This is a genomic window from Sinosporangium siamense, assembly GCF_016863435.1.
Taxonomy (GTDB): domain Bacteria; phylum Actinomycetota; class Actinomycetes; order Streptosporangiales; family Streptosporangiaceae; genus Sinosporangium; species Sinosporangium siamense.
The window spans coordinates 139,167-159,757 of sequence record NZ_BOOW01000030.1 but is presented as its reverse complement, the minus strand read 5'-3'; the positions used below and the strand labels follow the sequence as shown (position 1 = coordinate 159,757).

At 69.7% G+C, this 20,591-nt stretch carries 18 protein-coding genes; 15 read left to right on the top strand and 3 right to left on the bottom strand.

The window, feature by feature from the left end; translation table 11 throughout:
* Positions 1-18: 18 nt before the first annotated feature.
* Entirely contained in the window at positions 19-1,011 is a 993-nt protein-coding gene (locus Ssi02_RS23595; RefSeq protein WP_239129448.1) for an iron-siderophore ABC transporter substrate-binding protein, read from the bottom strand.
* 273 nt (positions 1,012-1,284) lie between these two features.
* On the opposite strand from Ssi02_RS23595, the gene Ssi02_RS23590 reads away from it, so the two are divergent.
* Together Ssi02_RS23590 and Ssi02_RS23585 are read left to right on the top strand one after the other, a co-directional pair.
* A complete protein-coding gene (locus tag Ssi02_RS23590) occupies positions 1,285-2,352 on the top strand; it encodes a FecCD family ABC transporter permease (protein WP_239129445.1) in 1,068 nt (355 codons plus the stop codon).
* A 2-nt stretch (positions 2,353-2,354) separates the two neighbouring features.
* Positions 2,355-3,425, top strand: coding sequence for a FecCD family ABC transporter permease (locus Ssi02_RS23585; RefSeq protein ID WP_239129443.1), 1,071 nt, complete (start codon positions 2,355-2,357; stop codon positions 3,423-3,425).
* A 21-nt stretch (positions 3,426-3,446) separates the two neighbouring features.
* Here the strand turns inward: Ssi02_RS23585 and Ssi02_RS23580 are convergent, their stop codons facing one another.
* On the bottom strand, positions 3,447-4,757 hold the full coding sequence (locus Ssi02_RS23580) for a lysine N(6)-hydroxylase/L-ornithine N(5)-oxygenase family protein (protein ID WP_204029249.1): 1,311 nt from the start codon (positions 4,755-4,757) through the stop codon (positions 3,447-3,449).
* Positions 4,758-4,922: 165 nt separating this feature from the next.
* Here Ssi02_RS23580 and Ssi02_RS23575 point away from each other — a divergent pair, with 165 nt between their 5' ends.
* Together Ssi02_RS23575 and Ssi02_RS23570 are read left to right on the top strand one after the other, a co-directional pair.
* On the top strand, positions 4,923-5,870 hold the full coding sequence (locus tag Ssi02_RS23575) for a methionyl-tRNA formyltransferase (protein WP_204029247.1): 948 nt from the start codon (positions 4,923-4,925) through the stop codon (positions 5,868-5,870).
* Positions 5,867-7,117, top strand: a complete 1,251-nt coding sequence (locus tag Ssi02_RS23570; protein ID WP_239129439.1) for an ArgE/DapE family deacylase — start codon at positions 5,867-5,869, stop codon at positions 7,115-7,117. The genes Ssi02_RS23575 and Ssi02_RS23570 overlap by 4 nt, the downstream gene beginning before the upstream one ends.
* Positions 7,118-7,221: 104 nt before the next feature.
* Here Ssi02_RS23570 and Ssi02_RS23565 read toward each other — a convergent pair whose 3' ends face one another.
* The gene (locus Ssi02_RS23565; RefSeq protein WP_204029245.1) at positions 7,222-8,832 is read right to left on the bottom strand and encodes an amidohydrolase; all 1,611 of its coding nucleotides are present in this window, start codon (positions 8,830-8,832) and stop codon (positions 7,222-7,224) included.
* An 80-nt stretch (positions 8,833-8,912) separates the two neighbouring features.
* On the opposite strand from Ssi02_RS23565, the gene Ssi02_RS23560 reads away from it, so the two are divergent.
* The 11 genes from Ssi02_RS23560 (at position 8,913) to Ssi02_RS23510 (ending at position 20,582) form a co-directional block, all read left to right on the top strand.
* Positions 8,913-9,572: a TetR/AcrR family transcriptional regulator gene (locus Ssi02_RS23560; protein WP_204029243.1), complete on the top strand. Its 660-nt coding sequence runs from the start codon at positions 8,913-8,915 to the stop codon at positions 9,570-9,572.
* Positions 9,573-9,921: 349 nt separating this feature from the next.
* Positions 9,922-11,226, top strand: a complete 1,305-nt coding sequence (locus Ssi02_RS23555) for a B12-binding domain-containing radical SAM protein (RefSeq protein WP_204029241.1) — start codon at positions 9,922-9,924, stop codon at positions 11,224-11,226.
* Complete coding sequence (locus Ssi02_RS23550) at positions 11,219-12,268, top strand: arginase family protein (protein WP_204029239.1); 1,050 nt, start codon at positions 11,219-11,221, stop codon at positions 12,266-12,268. The genes Ssi02_RS23555 and Ssi02_RS23550 overlap by 8 nt, the downstream gene beginning before the upstream one ends.
* Before the next feature lie 3 nt (positions 12,269-12,271).
* Positions 12,272-13,333 (top strand): hypothetical protein, encoded by a 1,062-nt coding sequence (locus Ssi02_RS23545; RefSeq protein WP_204029237.1) that lies wholly within the window; start codon positions 12,272-12,274, stop codon positions 13,331-13,333.
* Positions 13,330-13,941, top strand: coding sequence for a hypothetical protein (locus Ssi02_RS23540; RefSeq protein WP_204029235.1), 612 nt, complete (start codon positions 13,330-13,332; stop codon positions 13,939-13,941). The genes Ssi02_RS23545 and Ssi02_RS23540 overlap by 4 nt, the downstream gene beginning before the upstream one ends.
* Positions 13,942-13,948: 7 nt before the next feature.
* Positions 13,949-14,974, top strand: a complete 1,026-nt coding sequence (locus Ssi02_RS23535; protein ID WP_204029233.1) for a peptidogalycan biosysnthesis protein — start codon at positions 13,949-13,951, stop codon at positions 14,972-14,974.
* Complete coding sequence (locus tag Ssi02_RS23530) at positions 14,971-15,954, top strand: phosphotransferase family protein (protein ID WP_204029232.1); 984 nt, start codon at positions 14,971-14,973, stop codon at positions 15,952-15,954. The genes Ssi02_RS23535 and Ssi02_RS23530 overlap by 4 nt, the downstream gene beginning before the upstream one ends.
* A gap of 20 nt (positions 15,955-15,974) precedes the next feature.
* The gene (locus Ssi02_RS23525) at positions 15,975-17,183 is read left to right on the top strand and encodes an MFS transporter (RefSeq protein WP_204029231.1); all 1,209 of its coding nucleotides are present in this window, start codon (positions 15,975-15,977) and stop codon (positions 17,181-17,183) included.
* 177 nt (positions 17,184-17,360) lie between these two features.
* Positions 17,361-18,716 carry a transaminase gene (locus Ssi02_RS23520; protein ID WP_204029230.1) on the top strand — a complete coding sequence of 452 codons (1,356 nt, stop codon included), beginning with the start codon at positions 17,361-17,363 and terminating at the stop codon, positions 18,714-18,716.
* Between the two features lie 14 nt (positions 18,717-18,730).
* Entirely contained in the window at positions 18,731-19,201 is a 471-nt protein-coding gene (locus tag Ssi02_RS23515) for an Lrp/AsnC family transcriptional regulator (RefSeq protein ID WP_239129438.1), read from the top strand.
* A 187-nt stretch (positions 19,202-19,388) separates the two neighbouring features.
* A complete protein-coding gene (locus Ssi02_RS23510; RefSeq protein WP_204029228.1) occupies positions 19,389-20,582 on the top strand; it encodes an aromatic ring-hydroxylating oxygenase subunit alpha in 1,194 nt (397 codons plus the stop codon).
* The last annotated feature ends 9 nt before the right edge of the window (positions 20,583-20,591 follow it).

The window sequence follows — 20,591 nt, the reverse complement described above, 5'->3', positions numbered from 1 at the left end:
GCGAATACCGACCGGTGCTCACTTTTTAATGAGCGGTGTCACCTGGTCGATGGCGTAAGGAATGCTGAGCACGGTGTTGAATGACAGCGCCGCACCGATAGGCGGGTCCTGATAGGTCAGGAAGAGGTCGCGAGCTTCCTTCGCGACTTTCAACTCTTTGTAGACCTTGTCGTTCTTGATGCGCTCCCACGGCTCCTTGCCGGTGGTGAGCCACACCAGGCGGTCGACGTCGAGCATGTTCAGCCCCTCGGAGCCGAACTCCGCCACGTTGGACGTGCCGGCCCGCTTGGTGATCTCCTCGGGGATCGTGAAGCCCATCTCGGCGAGGAACGCGGACTTGGGGTCGCCCTTTTGGAACGCGGAATACTGCCCGGCCTTGAAGCTGTCGGCCGCGACGGCGGTCAGCTTCCCCCACTGCGGGTTCTCCTTACGCACCTCCGCGAACCGGTCGGAGATGCCCTGGATCAGCTCCTTGGCCTTGGCCTCCTCGCCGAGGGCGCGGCCGGCCAGGAGGGTGAGGTCCTGCCAGGGCGCGGCGTAGGGGTCGTAGCCCTTGGGCTGGGCGACCACGGGAGCGATCTTCGAGAGCTTGTCGTATTGCTCCTTCTGGATGCCGGAATACATCGCGAAGATCAGGTCCGGCTTGAGGCCGACGAGTTTCTCGAACTTCACGCCGTCCTCGCGCAGGCCCAGCACCGTGGGCTCGGTGCCGGCCCACTTGTCCTTGGCCCACGGCCAGTTGCTGAACGGGGTCACCTGGAACCAGTCCACGACGCCGACGGGCTTGTAGCCGAGGGCGAGGACGGGTTCGTGGTCGCTGAGACCGATGGTGACGATGCGCTGGGGCCTGGCCTTGATCTCGGTTGTGCCGTGGAGGTGGTCGACGGTGACCGGGAAGGCCGCGGGGGTGCCCGGGGCCGCGGCGGGGGCGGAGACGGAGGGGGCGGCGGGTTCAGCGGTCGTGCCGGATCCGCCGCACGCGGCGGCCGTCGTTGTCAGCGACAGAGCCATGAGCGCCATCACCAGGCGTTTTACGGGGCGTGCACTTACTAACGGGGGATAGGACATTGTTTCCTTTTCACACGTGGATCGACGCTCGCCGCCGGTGGTGAAGCTCGTGAGGACACTGGCTCCCCGATGCCGGTTTGTTCACATGATTTGCCGATAAATAAAGCACCAACAGGGGATACTAAGGTAAGCCTTACCTATCTTCAATCCTCCCGAGGGCTTGCATGTCGGGATTCGGTGAGGTAAGCCTTCCCTAAAACGCCAGATCGGATCTTCGTGAACTCCCAGCGAACAGCCGCGCCCAAACGGGCCTCACCATCCGACCCGGCGGCAGCGAATCCGCGCCTCGTCCGGCGCCTCCCCCTCCTCACCGTCACCCCGTTCCTGCTGGTCGGACTCTGTCTGCTGTCCCTCATGCTGGGCAGCCGGGCGATCCCCCTCGACCAGGTCCTGCTGGCCCTCACCGACCCCGGGCACCCCGAGGCGAGCGGCCAGGTGGCGGCGATCGTCCGTGATACACGGCTCGTCCGTACTCTTGTGGCGGTTCTCACAGGCATGGCCCTCGGGCTCGCCGGAGCCGTCATGCAGAGTCTCACCCGCAACCCGCTCGCCGACCCCGGCCTGCTCGGCATCAGCGCGGGCGCGGCCTTCGGGACCGTCGTGGCCGCCGGTGTGCTCGGCGTGGCCGGCCTGCTGACCTCCGTGTGGTTCGCGTTCGCCGGGGCGGCCCTGGCGAGCGCCGCGGTCTACTTCCTCGGCACGCGGGGCACTTCCTCCCCGGTCAAGCTCGCGCTCGCCGGGGTCGCGGTGACGTTTATGCTCGACTCCCTGACCAGCGGCATCGCGCTAACCGACCCCGAGGCGCTCGACCGCTACCGCTACTGGTCGGCCGGCTCCCTAACCGGCCACACCGCCGCCACGGTGTGGCAGATCACACCCTTCCTGATCGCCGGCGTGCTGCTCGCGCTCAGCATCGGCTCGGCGCTCAACGGCATGTCGCTCGGCGACGACGTCGCCACCGCCCTCGGCCACCGCCTCGGCCGGGTCCGCGCCCGCGCCGCGCTCGCGGTCACGCTGCTGACCGGCGCGACGGTGGCGGTCACCGGGCCCATCGTCTTCGTCGGCCTCGTCGTGCCGCACCTGGTGCGGATGGTCACGGGCCCCGACCACCGCCGCCTGCTGGCCGGATCGATGCTGGTGGCGCCCTGCCTGCTGCTCGCGGCCGACATCGCCGGCCGCCTCGTGGCCCGCCCGCAGGAGATCGACGTGAGCCTCGTCGTGGCGTTCCTCGGCGCGCCGTTCTTCATCGCCCTCGTCCGCCGCCGACGCCTCGCGGAGCTGTGATCGTGACCACTGCGAAGACCCCGCGTTTCGCCGGTCGCCTGCCCTTCCGCCTGCGCAGACCCGCCGTCTCCGGCGTGCTGCACGTGCGGCACCTGCTGGTGTGGCCGGTGCTGGCCGCCGTGGCGTTCCTCACCTTCTGCCTGACCGTCGCCGTCGGCAGCGGCGACTACACCATGTCGCTCACCGAGGTCGTGCCCGCCCTGTGGGGCGCGGGCGACCCGGCGGGGGTCTTCGTGGTGCGGGAGCTGCGGCTGCCGAGGGCCGCCGTGGCCCTGCTGAGCGGCGCCGCGTTCGGCGTGGCGGGCGCCGTCTACCAGGCGGTCACCCGCAACCCGCTGGCCAGCCCCGACATGCTCGGCATCACCCAGGGCGCGGGCGCCGCCGTGGCGGCGGGCATCGTGCTCGGCACCGGCGCGGGCCTCGGCACCCAGATCCTCGGGCTCGCCGGCGCGGTGAGCGCCGGTCTGCTCATCTACGTGCTGGCGTGGAGGAAGGGCACCACCGGCTACCGCATCGTCCTCGTGGGCGTCGGCATCAGCTGGATGTGCTCCAGCGTCACCTATTACCTGCTCAGCCGGGGTGAGACCTACGAGGCGCAGCGGGTGCTCGGCTGGCTCGTCGGCAACCTCAACGAGCGCGGCTGGGAGAACGCCCGCCCGCTCGCTCTGGCCCTGCTCGTGCTCCTGCCCGCCGTACTCATGCTGGGACGCCCGCAGCGTGCGCTGCAATTGGGCGACGAGGTGGCGGGCGCCCTCGGCACCCCGGTGCAGCGGGCCCGGCTGGCGCTGATGGTGTGCGGGGCGGCGATCGCGGCGTTCGCCACGGCGGCGGCCGGCCCCGTCCTGTTCGTCGCGCTGGCGGCCCCGCAGATCGCGCAGCGGCTCGCCCGGCTCACCGTGCCGCCGGTCACCGCCTCGGCGTTCACCGGCGCCACGATCGTGCTGATCGGTGACCTGATCGGCCAGCGGCTGATGGAGGACACCGTCGTCCCTGTCGGCGTGGTGACCGGTGTGCTCGGGGCACCGTTCCTGCTGTGGCAACTCGCGAGGGCGGGCGGCCCGTCCGGCCGGTGATGAGCCGCCCGCCCGCTCGCGTCAGTGGGTGAGCGCGTAAGGGCGCCGGTCGGCGCGCAACCTTCCGGCGACCGACGCGGCGATCTCACCGGCGCGTACGGCTGTCGCCGACAGCAGTGTCGAGGTGAGCCCGTGGGAGTGCTCGGTCGCCCCCTGCACGTAGACGCCGCAGCGCATCGTGTCGTCGGCGGCGATCCGGTAGTCGCGCTCCATCCGCAGCCTTCCGTCCGGTGTGCGCAGGAATCGCGCTCCCACCTCACCCAGCAGGGACAACGGGTCGGCCGGCCGGTAGCCGGTGGCGCAGATGAGCAGGTCGGCCGCGAGGTCGGTGCACTCGCCCGTGGGCAGGAAAGTGATCTTCGCCCGCACCTCCGCGTCCGAGACGGCCACGTCGACGAGCCGGGAGGCGTTCATGATGCGCAGCCGTTCGGTGCCGCCGACCTTCTCCGCGTAGTGCCGCCGGTAGAGCTCGTCGATCAGGTCGATGTCGACCACCGAGTAGTTGGTGGAGGTGTGGTAGCCGAGCAGCATTTGCTTGGTCGCCTCGGGCGCGGCGTAGAAGTCGTCGACGGCCCCCGGGTCGAAGATGCGGTTGGCGAAGGAGCTGTCGTCGGCGGGCGTGTAGCCGTATTTCGAGAACACCGCGCACACCTCCGCCTCGGGGAAGGTCTGGTGCAGGTGGTCGGCCACCTCGGCGCCGCTCTGCCCCGCGCCGAGCACGATCACGCGCCGGGGGGCCGAGGTCAGCTCCGCCAGCCGGAACAGCAGCTCGGAGCTGTGCCAGACGCGCGGGCCCGGCACGATGCCCTCGGGCAGCACCGGTTGCAGCCCGGCGGCGACGACCAGGTTGCGCGTCCGCGTGGTCACGAGTTCGCCGGTGCTACGGCGGGCCACGACATCGAGGTGCTCGACGGCCGCGCCGGCCTCCACCGGGGTGACCGCGATGACCTCGGAGCCGTATTCGACCTGGTCGGTGAAGTTCGCCGCGGCCCATTCGAGGTAGTCGTGGAACTCCAGCCGGGAGGGGAACATCGTCTTGTGGTTGATGAAGTCCACCAGGCGGCCTTTGGACTGCAGGTAGCTCAGGAACCCGAAGCCGCTGGTCGGGTCGCGCATGGTGACCAGGTCCTTCAGGAACGAGACCTGCATGGTGGTGCCTTCGAGCAGCATGCCGCGATGCCAGCCGAAGGCCGCCTGCCTCTCCAGGAACACGGCGTCGACCGGCCGGCGTCCGCGTAGCCGGTCCTCGTGCAGGGCGATCGCGAGTGCGAGGTTGGACGGTCCGAAGCCGATGCCGATCAGGTCGTGGACAGACTGCTGTGCAGCAGACATGGGCGCCTTTCGGGGGGACGGAGGGAAAAGATGCCGCGAGATGCGCCGGATAGTCGACGGCGTCCACCGGGCGGCTTCCAAAGATCCAACGGATGATTTAGGTTAGGCTCGCCTAATCTACTGTTTGAGCCTAGCCCGTCCTGATCCCCCTCACAAGGAGAGTTCATGCGGATCGTGATGTTCGGCTACCAGACCTGGGGGCACCGCACCTTACAGGCGCTCCTGGAGTCCGCACACGAGGTCGTCCTCGTGGTCACCCATCCCCAGAGCGACCACGCGTACGAGAAAATCTGGGACGACTCGGTGGCCGAACTCGCCGAGCGGCACGGCGTGCCCGTGCTGCTCCGCAACCGGCCGGACGACGAGGAGCTCATGACGCGCCTCACCGAGGCCCGCCCAGACCTCATCGTCGCCAACAACTGGCGCACGTGGATCCCACCGGAGATCTTCTCCCTCCCGCGGCACGGCACCCTCAACGTGCACGACTCGCTGCTGCCCGCCTACGCCGGCTTCTCGCCGCTGATCTGGGCGCTCATCAACGGCGAGCAGGAGGTCGGGGTCACCGCGCACATGATGGACGCCGAACTCGACGCCGGCGACATCGTGGTGCAGCGGGCGATCCCCGTCGGGCCGAAGGACACCACCACCGACCTGTTCCACCGCACCGTCGACCTCATCGCCCCCATAGTCCATGAGTCGCTGGAGCTCATCGCGTCTGGCCGCACCGCCTGGACCCCGCAGGACCGCTCGAAGGCCAGCTTCTTCCACAAGCGGTCGATCGAGGACGGCAACATCGACTGGACCTGGCCCGCCGAGGACATCGAAAGGCTCGTCCGCGCCCAGTCCGACCCCTATCCCAACGCGTTCACCCACTACAAGGGTGAGCGCATCCGCGTGCTGAAGGCGTCGGTGTCGACCGGCGTCTACGGCGGCACCCCCGGCCGGGTCTTCATCCGCGAGGGCGACGGCGTCGTCATCGTCGCCGGGGCCGACGCCCGCAAGGGGCGCAGCCGCGGCCTGGTCGTCGAGCGGGTCCGCACCGAGGCCGGCGACGACCTGCCGGCGACCGACGTCTTCCGCACCATGGGCGGCTACCTCGGGAGACGCCCGTGACCGTGGACGTCGCCGCCGCCGTCAAGGACGAGGCGGCGGAGATGGCCGAGCTGCTCGCCGAGCTGGTCCGCGTCCCGAGCGTCGGCGGCTCGCCCGCCGAGTCGGCTGTCCAGGCGCGCCTCGCCGAGTGGCTCAGGGCCGAGGGCCTGGAGGTCGACCACTGGCCCATCCCCGTCGCCGACCTGGCCGCCGAGCCCGGCTTCCCCGGCATGGAGGTGCCGCGCACCGAGGCCCACGGCCTCGTCGCCCGGCTGCCGGGCACCGGCGGCGGGCGCACCCTGATGTTCAACGCCCACGTCGACGTCGTCCCACCCGGCGACCCGGCCGCGTGGACGGTCGATCCGTACGGCGGGGCCGTCCGGGACGGCCTCCTCTACGGCAGGGGCGCCTGCGACATGAAGGGCGGGCTGGTCGCCGCCCTGTTCGCGGTGCGCGCGCTGCGCCGCCTGCGGCTGCGCGGCGACGTGCTCGTGGCGTGCGTGGCGGGCGAGGAGGACGGCGGGCTCGGCACCTACGCGCTGCTGCGCCGCGGCCTGCGGGCCGACGCCTGCGTGATCCCCGAACCGACCGGCCTCGGCGTGGTGCCGGCCAACGCCGGCGCGCTCACCTTCCGGCTGCGTGTTCCCGGCCGCGCCGCCCACGCCTCCACCCGGGACGCCGGGGTGAGCGCGGTCGAGAAGTTCTGGCCGGTGTTCGCCGCGCTGCGCGCCCTTGAGGCCGAGCGCAACGCCGCCCCGGATCCGCTCATGGCCCGCTGGGCTCTGCCGTACGCGATCGAGATCGGCACCGTGCGGGCCGGCGACTGGTCGTCGTCGGTGCCGGGCGAGCTGGTCGCCGAGGGGCGGCTCGGCGTCATGCTCGGCGAGCCGCCGGAGAAGGCAAAGGCGGCGCTGGAGGAGGCGGTCGCGGCTGCGTGTACGGCGGACGCCTGGCTGGCCGGCAACCCGGTCGCGGTGGAGTGGTGGGGCGGGCAGTTCGCCGCGGGCCGCCTGCCAGGAGAGGACGCGGGGCTGCTCGCCGGGCTGACCGAGGCCCACACGGCGGTGACCGGCGGGCCGCCGGACGTGTGGGGCGCACCCTACGGCAGCGACCTGCGGCTGCTCACCGGGCTCGGCGGCATCCCGGCCGTGCAATACGGTCCGGGTGACATCGAGCGGGCCCACGGGCCGGACGAGTGTGTGGCGCTGGCGGAGGTCGAGACGGCGGCGTCCACCCTGGCGGTCCTGGCGGCCTCCTTCTGCCGGTGACGTGCCTTTGCGAGTGACATGGCCGGCCGGCGCCTTCCGGGGGCCCTGCTTCTTCCGGGGGGCCCTGCTTCTTTCGGGGGGAGGTGCCGGCCGGTCCTGTCCGGTCAGGCCTTCGCCGGTGTGAACACCCGCTCCGCCGCCAGCCACGTGCCGCGGACGGTTGTGCCGCTCGCGATGTCGTGCGGGTCCAGGTGGCGGATGTCGGCGTTCAGCCAGACGAGGTCGGCCACCGCGCCGGGGGTCAGGCGTCCCCGCTCGTCGTCGGCGAACGCCTGGTAGGCGACGCCCGCCGTGTAGGCGGTGAGCGCTTCGCCGAGGGTGACGCGCTGGTCGGGGAGCCAGCCGCCGGCCGGTCGGCGTTCGGCGTTCTCGCGGGTCACGGCCACGGGCAGCCCGGTCAGCGGGCGGTGGTCGCTCACCGGCCAGTCGCTGCCGAAGGACACCCGCGCTCCTGAGCGGAGCAGGGAGCCGATGAGGTAGAGCCGTCTGGAGCGTTCCACACCGAGTCGGGGGAAGGTCAGCTTGGTCATCGCCGGGTCGGTTTGCGCCCACAGCGGCTGGAAGTTCGCGATCACGCCGAGCGCGGCGAAGCGCGGCAGGTCCATCTCGTCCAGCATCTGGACGTGGGCGATCACCGGACGCCGGTCCCTCGGGCCGTTGACCCGGGTGACGTATTCGATGGCGTCCAAGGCGGTGCGCACGCCGGCGTCGCCGATCGCGTGCAGGTGGGCCTGGAGGCCGAGCCGGTCGAGGGCGGTGAGCGCCCTGATCAGCTCCGCGTAGGACCACACCGGCATGCCGCGTGTGCAGGGATCGTCGCTGTAGGGGGCGAGCAGCGACGCCGTACGGTTCTCCACGATGCCGTCCACGAAGAACTTCACGGTGCCCGCGGTCAGCCGGTCCCCGTGGACGGCCACCCGCTTCCTGATGTCGGCGAACTCCGCGACCTGCTCCCACCAGCGCTCGGGGTCGGCCCGCATCCCGAGATTGACCCGGGTGGCGAGCAGGCCGCGCTCGGCCGCCAGCAGGTAGGCCTCCGCCGACGTGCTCTCGACCCAGGCGTCCTGGACCCAGGTGACACCGGCGGCGGCGTAGGTCTCGGTCGCCACGCGCAGCGCCTCGACGGTGTCCTCGACCGTGCGGGCGGGAGCCGTACGGAGGACCGCGTCGACCGCGTCCCATTCGAGCATCGTGCCGAGCAGTTCGCCGTCCGCGCGCCGGGCGAAGGTGCCGCGGTCGGTGTCGTGGGTGTCGGACGACAGGCCCGCCCGCCGCATGGCCTCGGTGTTGCACCACAGGGTGTGGTAGTCCCAGGCGCGCAGCGCGACCGGCCGGTCGGGCACGACCGCGTCGAGCCACGTGGCGTCGAACAGCCCGCCCGGCGCGAGGGTCGAGTCGTAGCCGCCACCGACGATCCACTCGGCCTCGGGGTGGGCGTCCGCGTAGCGGCGTACTTCCTGTGCGATCTCGTCGATACTTGCGCAGCCTCTGACCTGGGGACCGGTCAGCTCGAACCCCGCGAGGTCGGGGTGGCAGTGGCCGTCGCCGAAGGCGGGAAGGAGCAGGCCGCCCTCAAGGTCGACGGTCTCGGTGGCCGGGAGGGTGAGGGCCTGCGGGCCTAGGGCCTCGACACGGCCGTTCTTGACGGTGAGGGAGTCGGTGGTGGTTCCCGTGCCGGTCCAGACGGTCCCGTTGCGGAAGAGGATGCGTGTCATTGGCGTCCCAAAACGAATGACGTTAGTTTATGTTGAGAGGATAGATTGCCGAGAGCTTGGGCAAAAGGGGGGAAGCAAAAGTGACGAGGCGCGTCGGCCGGCCCGTCAAACCCGTGCTGACCAGGGAGGTCATCACGCGCGCCGCCCTGACCCTCATCCGCGAAAGCGGCGCCGAAGGCTTCTCCCTCGCCGCCCTCGGACAGAAGCTCGGCGTGCGCCCCTCCTCCTTCTACAACCACGTGACCGGCAGGGACGACATCCTCGCCGGGGTCCGCGAGCTCGTCACCCATTCCATCGACGCCACGATGTTCTCCCGCCTGCCCTGGGACGAGGCCGTCGTGCGATGGGCGCACGGCTACCGCACCGCCTTCGCCGCCCACCCCACGACGATCACCCTCCTCGCCACCCTTCCCGTCACGGGGGCGTTGAGGACACTCCGGATGTACGACCAGGTGGCGTCCGGGCTCGAACGCGGTGGCTGGCCCACCCCCATGGTCATACCGGTCGTGGTGGCCGTCGAGTCGTTCATCCTGGGGTCGGCTCTGGACGTGGTGGCGCCACCTGACATGTTCGACAGCGGGCCGCTGGCCTGCGAGGTGCCCACCTTCGCGGTGGCCGTCCATGCCCGGGACGCCGCGGCCCGCGAACGAGGCGTCTCACCTGCGGACCTCGCCTTCGAGATCGGACTCCACTCCCTGGTCGCCGGGCTGCGGGTGACACTCGCCTCCCAAACGGGGTGACCGGCCACGCGAGAGGTCCGCTCAAAGGTGTCTCCGATGGTAGGGCATATCGCCTGGCCTTTTTCATGGAGTCCGGTGACCTTTCGGCCTGGCCTGAAAGGGGTCGGCGTGGGCGCTCAGACGGCTTGGCGGTCAGCGGTCATGGGGAGACGCCTTTGCGGAGGTAATAGATGGCTGACCGCAACTGTGCCGCTCCTTGACTTGTTGTGACACTGGGATAACCATGCCTATGTGGCGTTGTGAGCAGATCGGCACCACCGAAAGAGGTAGCGGTCCTCAGAAGAGGGCTGCCGGGTAAACACAGCAGTTCGTCCGTCGACCGGGAGCATCGCTCCTACGGAGAACGCCGTTGTCCGTAACCCATATTGTGCAGCTACCGTTTCCCTCGACCAGTGAGCCGCAGCCCGATCTGGTCGAATACTACAAGCTCTACGAAAAGGAGTTCGCCCGCGATTTTCCGGAGTTCTTCATTCCGGCGGAGCGACTGTGGGAGATGCCTCTCTGGGTCGCCCACATCACGGCGATCCTGGACGAGCTCGGTGTCGAGTCCTCCTTCGCCGATCTCAGTTCCGCGCGGTCCGCGGATGAGTGTCTGTCGAGGTTGACCGAGGTCAGCTCGCCCGGGGACGCGGTGCTCATCAGTCCGCTGGCGCAGAACTTCGACCTCGCGCTCACGGTCAGCCGGGCACTCAAGGCGGCGGGGCGGGTCACCGTCCTCGGGGGGAACATGGCGGGGCTGGCCACCCCCGGCGACACGAGCAGGGTGGTCCGGGGGCAGGTGGGGGTCGAGCAGTTGCGGGACGCGCTGCGGCCTGGGACGGACAGGGTGTTCTCGATCGCGAGCCGGGCCGGGGTGAGTGCGCGACGGATCACGTGGGCGCCTTCGTATCGGCATCTCACCGGATATTCGGGGCACGTGCCGCTGCTGCGGCTCAACGCGAGCCACGGGTGCCTCTACAAGTGCGGTTTCTGCGGGGACGCCTGGAGCAGGCAGCTCACGCTGGTGGACGTGGAGGCGCTCAAGCGGGAGGTGGATCAGTTCGCGGCGCTCTTTCCCGAGACGAAGCTGGTCTACATCGGGGACAAGACGTTCGGGCAGTCCAAGGAGGCCGTGCGGAATCTGCTGGACGTCTTCCGGGATCGGCCTGGATATCGGTTCATCGTGCAGACCCACGTGCTGGCGGTCAATCAAAGCGTACTGAATGCCATGGCGGAGCTCGGGGTCATGGCGGTGGAGCTCGGGTTTGAGTCGGCGGACACCGAGATGCTCAGAAGCATGGGGAAACTCTCCCGGGGGCTCGACCACTATCGGGACAGATTGGCGGCGATCGACGGGCAGGGCATGCGTGTGGTGCTCAATCTCATGGGCGGGCTCGCTTATGAGACGGAGCGGGCCCACAGCGAGACGATGGGTTGGCTGGAGAAGTGCGCGGACCTCATCTGGCTCGCCAATCTATATAACTTCGTGCCCTATCCCTTGGTTCCGGATTTCCCGGCCCTGAAGCCCCGCATCTTCAATTGGGACTTCTCGCAGTGGCGAGAGGACGCGCCCGTGGTCTTCACTCCTTTCCATCTCACGCCCGAACGAAGCTGGAGACTATTCTTGGAAAAGGTGGAATTGATGACCGGACTCGTCGCGAGCCGGCATGCCTGACGCGGGCGGCTCGTCGTTTGATCCGTCGCTCCTCCTCAAGGCGGCCGAGGCGGCCCGGCCCCGTGACGTGGGTGCCCCCGGGTGGGCCGGGGTGCCCACGCTGTTCGGCGCCGAGCTCAGGACCGACTGGAGTCTGCTCCCCTTGGACCCGGCTCTCTGGGTGGCGGCGGGGGTTCCTTTCGACGGGACCACGAGTTCGCGCCCGGGGGCGGCCGAGGGGCCGCGGGCGGTCCGGGCCGCGAGTCTCATCTACGCGAGCGGGCTGTCCACCCGTGCGGTCGAGCCGATGACGGACATGCGCACCGGCAGGGATTTCGAGTACGGGAACCCTTCGGTCGTCGACGCCGGGGACCTCACGGTCTTCCCCAGTGATCCGATGGCGACCACGGCGTCGGTGGCGGCGGGCGTGCGGGAGCTTCTGGGCGGCGGGCGGCGCGGGATCTTCCTGGTGGGGGACCACTCTTGCACCATCGGCACTTTCACCGGCTTCTATCTGAGCAGGCGGGAAACCGTTCCGCCGGAGCGGATCGGGTTCGTCAACCTCGATCACCACTTCGACTTCGGCGACACCAGCAGTCTGCACGGGCCGATCTACCACGGCTCCAATTCACGCCGGGTCTCCGAGCTGCCTGGCATGCGGCCGGAGAACATCGCGTTCGTCGGAGTGGGCGACGTGACGCGGCGAAAACAGCTCGGCCACCTCGTCGATCGGGGATTCTCGGTCGTGTCGTCGGCCGACCTGCGAGGCGGCGCCGAGAAGGTGGAGGCGCTCGTCGACCAACTGGGAGAGCGCTGCGACGTCGTCTACCTGTCCGTCGACATCGACGTCCTGGACTGCTCGGTGGCCCCGGGCACAGGGAACGTCACGCTCGGCGGGCTGACCGGCGGCGCTCTGCTCGACGTGTGGGAGCTCCTGCACCGCCTGCCGATCGGAGCGTTCGACATGGCCGAGGTCGCGCCCAGACTCGATCCGACGGGGCGCACTCCGCAGATCGCGGCCAGGCTTCTGTTCGACGCGATCTTCCGTCTCCAGGGAGGGTGACGCATGTCCGACGACCACAGGATCGCCGTGATCACGGTGGCGGTGCCCGAGGACTGGTACTCCGGCACGCCGGCGGCCCCGTGGGTTGGGGAGGCCGCCGGGCATCTGGCGGGCGGCGGGTCGGTGACGCTCCAACTGGCGGGGGACGGGCCGGCTCCGCCCACCGCGGAGCTGATCCGCCGGGCCCACGCGGTGCTGCTCGGCGTCTGCGGGGCCATGCAGCGGGAGCACCTGCTGCCCCGCGACGCCTATGTCGAGGTGGACGAGGAGAGCTACGGCACACCGACCGCGCCGCGGGCCCGGTCACGCTTCCTCCTGCCGCACCAGGACGGCGCCCACGCGAGCTTTCTGACCCCCCGGCGGATCAACGACCGGCACGGCGTCACAGACGACCGGGTGTTCTCCAACACGGTCTATTTCAAGCGGCCGTCCCACAAGATGTACCAGGGCTTCCTCATCACCAACCCGGGCGCTTTCCCAGGGGAGACCTACTACTACAGCCTGATCGCCCTGCTCGTCGCGGCCTACAAACACAAGAACGGGAGAGCGCCGAGTTCCAGCCGCGAGGTCGAGGAGTTCCTCGGCGACAACATCGCCCGCTCGATGGAGCTGAGCGACGTGCACCACTCGCGCTACCTGAACCTCGGCTCACTCCTCGGCTCACCCGACCCCGCCCACCACGTCCTGCCCAGCGGCCCAAGGGCGGAAAGCGAGCTCTGGCCGGACCAATACGCGTCCATCCCGGGGATCTGGGAAATGGTGGAGTCCTGCCCCTGCGCCTCCTGTGAGGGGCCGGGCGCCCGGCTCATCTGCCACCAGTCCTACGAGACGCTCGGCCTCTCATGGCCGGAAATGCGCAGGCACTTCGAGAGTACGGTGACCGGCGGCCTTGGCGATGTCCTCATCGGCAACAACCTCTCCCAGATGCACGCCGCCTTCTCGGCCAGGGACCGCCGGATATGCCCCGTGTGCATCGTCGTCGACAAACCGGCCGGCGCCGAATACGAGGCCTGGCTGGCCCAGGAGTGGGACCAGGGTTTCGCCCGGGTGGGAGGCGCCAGGTGAAGCGGGAACTCCGCAAGCGGGAGGCGCTGGCGATTCACGAGGCGGGCCATCTGCTGGTCGGATGGGCCCAGTCGGCGGTGACGGTCAGAGAGAGCGTGTGGTCGGACCGGGGCTTCACCTACACGAGGACGACGTCCGGCGGGGACTGGCGGTCGGCCGCGGAGAAGACCCGGAGCATCGCCGGGCAGGTGGCCGCCGCCCTCGCCGGCGGCGCCGCCGAGCTGGCCGCCGGAGGGTTCGCCGCCGCGGCGGCGGGGGAGATCTCCCTTTCGGACGTCCTCTCCATAACGGGCACGATCGACTTCCAGCACGCCCAGGAGTGGCTCGCCCTGCAGCGCCACGACCCGAGCCAGGACTCGATCGAATGGGAGATCGTCGACGTGTTCCGCCTGCTCGTCGCCGACCTGGCCACGCCGGAGGCACGCGCGGCCGTGCACGCCGTCGCCGACTCGTTTCTCAGGAGAAGGGGCGCGAGCGAGACCGGCAGCGTGAGCGTCGGCCTCGCGGAGCCGGAGATCCAGGCCCTCCTGGCGGGGACGCGGCTCCCCGGGGAATATCCGCTGAGCCGCACCACCACGCCGAACGTCACCGACGTGACCACCGATTAGGGGTTCAGTGCGGCAGACCGAGATTCACGTCGCGGGCGCCGTGCCCGACTCGGCGGACTGGGCGAGCGCCGTGGCAGGCGGGCCGCCGCAGCTCTCCGCGAGGTGGCTCACCTGCCACGCGGCGTCGTTCGATCGCCCGAGCGAATACGCGATCGCCTACGTGGGCGGGCGGCCGGCGGCAGCGGCGGTGTTCCACGTGCGGTTCGACACCGACCACCACACGAAATACCGGCTCTCCAACCTGCAGCCCGGCTGCCGCTCCGCGGAGCCGTCCCTCGTCGTGGTCGCCCCGAGCTCCTACGTGTCCGGCCTGCACGTCGCCTGCGGCGTGGCCGCACGCGAGGCCGGCTTCGCCGTACGCGCGCTGGTCGCGGAGCTGCGCCGCCGGGCCGCGGATGCCGGCGCCACCACCCTGCTGTTTCCGCACATCGCGGATCCGGCGCCCGGGTGGCTGCGGGAGGAGGTCGCGGAGGAGGGCGCGCTGTTCCCCATGAGTGACTCCGCTTACCTCGACCTCCGCCGGATATCCACCTTCGACGACTATCTCGCCACACTCCCCGCGAAACGCAAACGGGAGACGGCGCGCGAACGCCGCGCCTTCACGGCAGCGGGGCTCAGCGTCGAGGTGGCGGGCGAGGTGCCGATCACCCCGGCGCTCCTTGAGCGGCAGGTCGCCCACTACCGCAGGCACGGCCTTGAGGCCGATCGGGAGCGGGTGGCCGGCCAGTTCCTCGCCCTGCAGAAGGATTACGCGGGACGGCTGCATCACGTCACGGTCCTGCGGGACGGCGCCGAGGCGATCGGGCACGTGCTCGCCGTGGAGGAAGGGGAGTGGCTGATTCCCAAGCTGGCGGGCTTCACGGGCAGGGAGGGTTTTGGATACTTCGAGGCCACCTACTACACGATGATCGACCTGGCGCTCCGCTCCACCGCGTGCGAGCGCATCGACTATGGTGGTGCCGCGATCGAGGCCAAAGTCCGGCGCGGATGCCGCATCCGCCCACTCCAAGGAGCACTGCTGTCGACGACGTGACCGGTGCCGACCCCCATGAGCAGGCCGAGCTCACCGAGAGGGCGCCGCTGCTGCAAAGCATCGAGATACCCGACGAGGACGAGCTCGCGCGGCAGATGGCGGCGCAACTCGCGGACGTGCTTCCGGCGGGCAGTCGCGTGTCCGCCTGGCGGCGGGGCGCCGACTACGCCGCCCTCCGCGTCGAGACGGGCGCGGGCGAAAGGCTCGTGCTCCGCGTCCCGCTGCGCGAGATCGCGCCCTCCGCCTACGACGGCACGGTCGACTTCGGCGCGGTGCTCGAGCGGGAGGCCGCGGCGCACCGCGTCCTGGCCGAGGCGGGCGTTCCCATGGCGCCGCTGCGCGGGTGGCGGCGGGCCGACGGCGCGGGGCGGCGCTCGTGGATGCTGCTGGGCTTCGTCGACAACGACGGGGCGGCAGACCTGAACGACGCCCAGCTTGAGCGGCTCGGAGGTGTGCTCAGGCGCATCCACGAGATCGACCCGCCCGGCTCCGCGCAGGCGGCGGTCGGGGCCGAATGCCGGCCCGACCAGATGATCCGGCGCGTCGAGACGCGCGTGTCCGCCCTGGCGAGCCGTGCCGACGTCAAGGACCACCGGACGCTCGTCGAGGCCGCGACCGCGGTCATCGCGGAGCGTGCCGTGTCGGCGCCGCTCCGGCTCCTGCACATGGACCTGCGGCAGGAAAATCTCTGCTACCGGGGCGACGAACTCGCCGCGGTCATCGACCTCTCCAACTGCACCATGGGCGACCCCGCCGCCGAGCTGGGCAGAATGCAGGCTTACGGACTGCTGAAGCCACCCCTTCTCGCCGGATATCGCGGCATTGACACCCCACTTCCCCCGGACGACGTCGTCGCCGCCTATGCCGCGGACACCTACGCGCTCCTCGGCTTGCTCGGCACCGACGAGTTCGCCGACCGGGAACTCGTCGAACGGGGCACCGCCGGACTGAATTGGTGCCGGAAGGTTCTCTGCCGCTGACAAGGGGAGGACCCTCCACCATGGGGGTCCTCACCGCGTTCCTACCGGCGCCGGGCACAGTGGCAGCGCTCACATGGTCCACCGCCTTCAGAACGATCGGCCGCGGCATGTTCCTGCCGGTCAGCGTGATCTACTTCACCGGACCGGTCGGGCTCTCCGCGATGGAGGTGGGCTTCGGCCTGTCGTTCGCCGCGGTCTTCGGTTTCCTCGGCGGGCTCGCGGCGGGGCGGCTGTCCGACCTGCGCGGGCCGCGCGGCGTCACCCTGCTTTTCTCCGTCGCCACCTCCCTGCTGACCTGCGGCTATGTCGTCGTCGACGGCCTGGCCGCGTTCGTGCTGGTGACCACGCTGACGACCTTCACGGCCGCCGCGGAGCAGACGGCCCGCAGTGCCCTGATCGGCGTGGCGCTCCCGCACGAGAGGCGGGTGCAGGTCAGGGCCTATCTCCGCGCGGTCACCAACGTGGGCCTCTCGCTCGGCGGGCTGGGGGCGGCCTTCGCGCTCCACCATCAGGGCCGCGCGGTCTACCTGGGGATGATGCTCGGCTGCTCGGTCTGCTACCTGGCAGGCGCGCTGCTCATCCTGAGGGTTCCGCCGGTGGAGGCCGCGGGGAAGCCGGACGACGGGCCGATCCGGCTCGTCCTGCGCGACCGGCCGTACATCACCATCACCTTGCTGAACGCCGCCCTGTCGCTCCACGGCGGGCTGCTGACCGTCGCGCTCCCGCTGTGGGTGGTGCAGCGCACCAGCGCGCCCGCCGCCGTGGTCGCGCTGCTGATCATGTTCAACACCGTGGCCGTCACCATGCTTCAAGTCCCGCTGAGCCGGGGCAGCGAGAGCGTCGTGGGGGCCGCACGTGCCCAGCGGCGTTCGGGATGGTTCCTCCTGATGTCGTGCCTGTTGTTCGCCCTGTCCACGGGCCTTTCCTCATGGGTCGCGGTGGTTGTCCTCGTGGCGGGCGCATCCGCGCACGTCGCGGGGGAGTTGTTCCAGGCGGCCGGCTCGTGGGGCCTCTCCTACGAGCTCGCGCCCGCCCGCTCGATCGGGACCTATCAGGGCGTGTACGGCATGGGCTACCAACTGGCCGACCTCCTGGCGCCCGCCCTGCTCGTCGCCGCCGTCATCGGCTGGGGGCAGGCGGGCTGGGTGCTCATCGGGGTGATCTTCCTAATTGCCGGCGCCCTGGTGCCGCCTGTCGCCCGACGGGCCATTGCCGCCGCGGGTGCCTAGACGCCGGTACGGCATAAGCCCTCCACTCCGCCACGTGGTCTCAACGAAGAGGCCTTGTCCTCGGCCTGTCGGCCGTTCGTTGCTATCGGCTAGTGCGAAATCTAAAGTCAGTGTGTACTGTGGCATTAGATTTCGGGAAAAATCGGTAGTTGGACAAGTTTTTCTGAGGTAGAGATCATGATCGACCGTTCACGTCTCGCTGTGCTTCTCGACCGGGAGCGTGGCTCCTTCCGGGCCCGGAACCCGCGGTCGGCCGCCGCCTACGAGGCCGCCCGGGGCCACCTGTTCGGCGGGGTGCCAATGACCTGGATGAACAAGACCGCAGCCGGGTTCCCCCTCTACCTGGCCACTGCGAAGGGGGCCAGGGTCACCGACGTCGACGGGCACGAATACGTGGATCTCTGCCTGGGGGACACGGGAGCCATGGCGGGCCACTCGCCCGCGGCGACGGTGGCGGCCGTCGGCAGGCGGTTCGGGGAGCTCGGAGGCGCCACGGTCATGATGCCGACTGAGGACGCGGGCTGGGTGGGGGAGGAGCTCGGGCGGCGCTTCGGCCTGCCGTACTGGAGTTTCTCGCTGACCGCCACCGACGCCAACCGGTGGGCCATCAGGCTGGCGCGGGCGATCACGGGGCGGCCCAAGATCCTCGTCAACAGCTACTGCTACCACGGCAGTGTCGACGAGGTGCTCATCGTGGTGGGCGCGGACGGGGAGCAGGTCTCGCGGGAGGGGAACGTCGGAGCTCCCGTCGACCCGACGGTCACCTCGAGGGTCGTGGAGTTCAACGATCTGGCCGCGCTGGAGCGCGAGCTGGCATACGGCGACGTGGCCGCCGTGCTCATGGAGCCGGCGCTGACCAACATCGGCATCGTGCTGCCGGAGGCGGGCTACCTCGAAGGGGTCCGGCGGCTCACCGAGAAATACGGCACGCTGCTCATCAACGACGAGACCCACACCTTCTCCGCCGGCCCGGGCGGGTGTACGGGGGCGTGGGGGCTCTCGCCGGACATCGTGACGATCGGGAAGGCGATCGGCGGCGGCATCCCGAGCGGCGGTTACGGACTGTCGGCCGAGGTGGCGGCCCAGGTCGAGGGGATGAGCGGGCTCGACCTGGTCGACATGGGCGGCGTCGGCGGCACCCTCGCGGGCAACGCGTTGTCGGTCGCGGCGATGCGGGCCACGCTGGAGCATGTGCTCACCGACGACGCGTTCGCACGGATGACGGAGCTGGCCACCCACTTCACCAAGGGCGTGCAGGACGTTATCGACCGCTACTCCCTGCCGTGGTCGGTCACCCAGCTCGGGGCCAGGGCCGAATACCGTTTCGCCAGCCCGGCGCCGCGCACCGGCGGGGAGTCCAACGCGGCCAATGACGCCGATCTCGACGACTACCTGCACGTCTATCTGGCCAACCGTGGGGTGCTGCTCACGCCGTTCCACAACATGGCGCTGATGTGCCCGGACACGACCACGAACGACGTGGACCTCCACCACGAGGTGTTCGCTGCCGCGGTCGCCGAACTGGCCGGATGAGAAAGCCGGACCGAATGAGGACGCCGGATCAGAACAACGTGAACGTCGACGACGTCGACCGCATTCTGCTGCGGGAGTTGCAGCAGGACGGCCGGGTCTCCTACACCGCGCTGGCCGAGGCCACCGGCCTGTCGGCTCCCGCCGTACGGCAACGCGTGCAAAGGCTGCGTGACGAGGGTGTCGTCCAGATCGTCGGAGTGACCGATCCGATGGCGCTCGGGCTGCCCTTCATGGCGCTGATCGGGTTGCGGGTCGACGACGACGTGCACGCGATCGCCGACCGGGTCAGCGAGTTGCCGGGCGTGATCTACGTGGTGCTCACGTCGGGGTCGTTCGATCTCTTCGTCGAGGTGGTCTGCAAGGAGCCGGCCGAGCTGCTGAAGATCCTTAACGACCACATCAAGCGGGTGCCGGGGGTCACCCGGGCCGAGGCGTTCACCTACTTCGGGATCCACACCCACAGGTTCGCCTGGCCCGGCACCTGATCCCGGGCCCGGCCGCGGCACCTGCTCCCGGGCTCGACCCTGCCACAGGGCGGGCCCGGCACCGATGTGGCCCGGGGGCAGTGGCACACGTCGCTTTTTGTGCGGCGGGCACATGGAGGGCGCCGACAACCCGGACATAGCGTCCTGGCAACGGCGTCACCCCCATGAGCAGGACAGGAGGCACCTCTTGCTCGCCGACCACACCGCGGAGCAGGCCCTGCACGAAAGGGTCGTCCGGCGACAGGGCGAATGGGAACGCGAGTCCCGGGGCCTGGTCGATCCGCCTTTGCCCAGTGACATGTTGCAACCGTGGGAGGTCTGGGACAAGGACCTCTTCGATCTTGAAATGGTCCGGGTCTTCGGCCGGTCCTGGGTCTGGCTTGGCGACACCGAGGACCTCCAGAAGACCGGTGACTACATCACGGGGAACATCGGCGCGCAGCCGGTGGTCGTGATCCGGCAGGAGGACGGCTCCCTCAAAGGCTTCCTCAACAACTGCCGCCACCGCGCCGCCGGGCTGGCGTTCAAACCCGCCGGGCACTGCAAGGCGCTGGCCTGCCCCTATCACGCGTGGACCTACGGGCTGGACGGGCGGCTGCTGAGCATTCCGGACATGGACCGGATGTACGGGCCGGACTTCCCGAAGGAGGACTACGGCCTGGTCCCGATCCGGGTGAAGGTGGCGTTCGGCAAGCTGGTGTTCGGCTGCCTGTCGCGGAAGGCTCCGCAGTTCGAGGATTGGATCGCTCCACTCCTGCCCCGCTACGAGAAGTACAAGATCCACACCTTCAAGCGCTATCACCGTGAGCTGGACGAGACCTTCCCGATCAACTGGAAGGCGTTCGTCGAGAACTCCAACGACGACTACCACGTGCGTTTCGTGCACCGCAGGCTCAACAAGGTGCGCAAGCAGATGGACACCATCGTGCGCTTCGAGGGCCGCACGACGAGCGGCTACAAGCCGCATTCTGCGAACTTCGACATGTCGGCCGGGCGCACGGACCTGAGCGAAGAGGATCTGCGCGGCAGCTACGCCGAGTTCGTCTACCCCAACTTGACGCCTCTGCCGTACGCCTCGCAGTTGATCCTGGTGCGGGTGGACCCGATCGCGCCGGACAGATCACGGCTCTTCTCCCGGATCTACGGCCTCAGCGATGACCTTGAGCTGCAGAATCGCGAACTCGACGGCCTGGAGCTGACCAACAAGGAAGACACCGACATGGTGACCCAGCTGATGGAGAACCTTCGGTCACCTTTCTATCGGGTGGGTCCGCCGAGCACTTGGGAGGGAAGGGCACATCACATGATGCGGCTCATCCGCCGGGACGTGGCGACGCCCCTCGACCCGGACGAGTTCGACGGTCCCGTCGATAAGGACTGAAGCCAACTG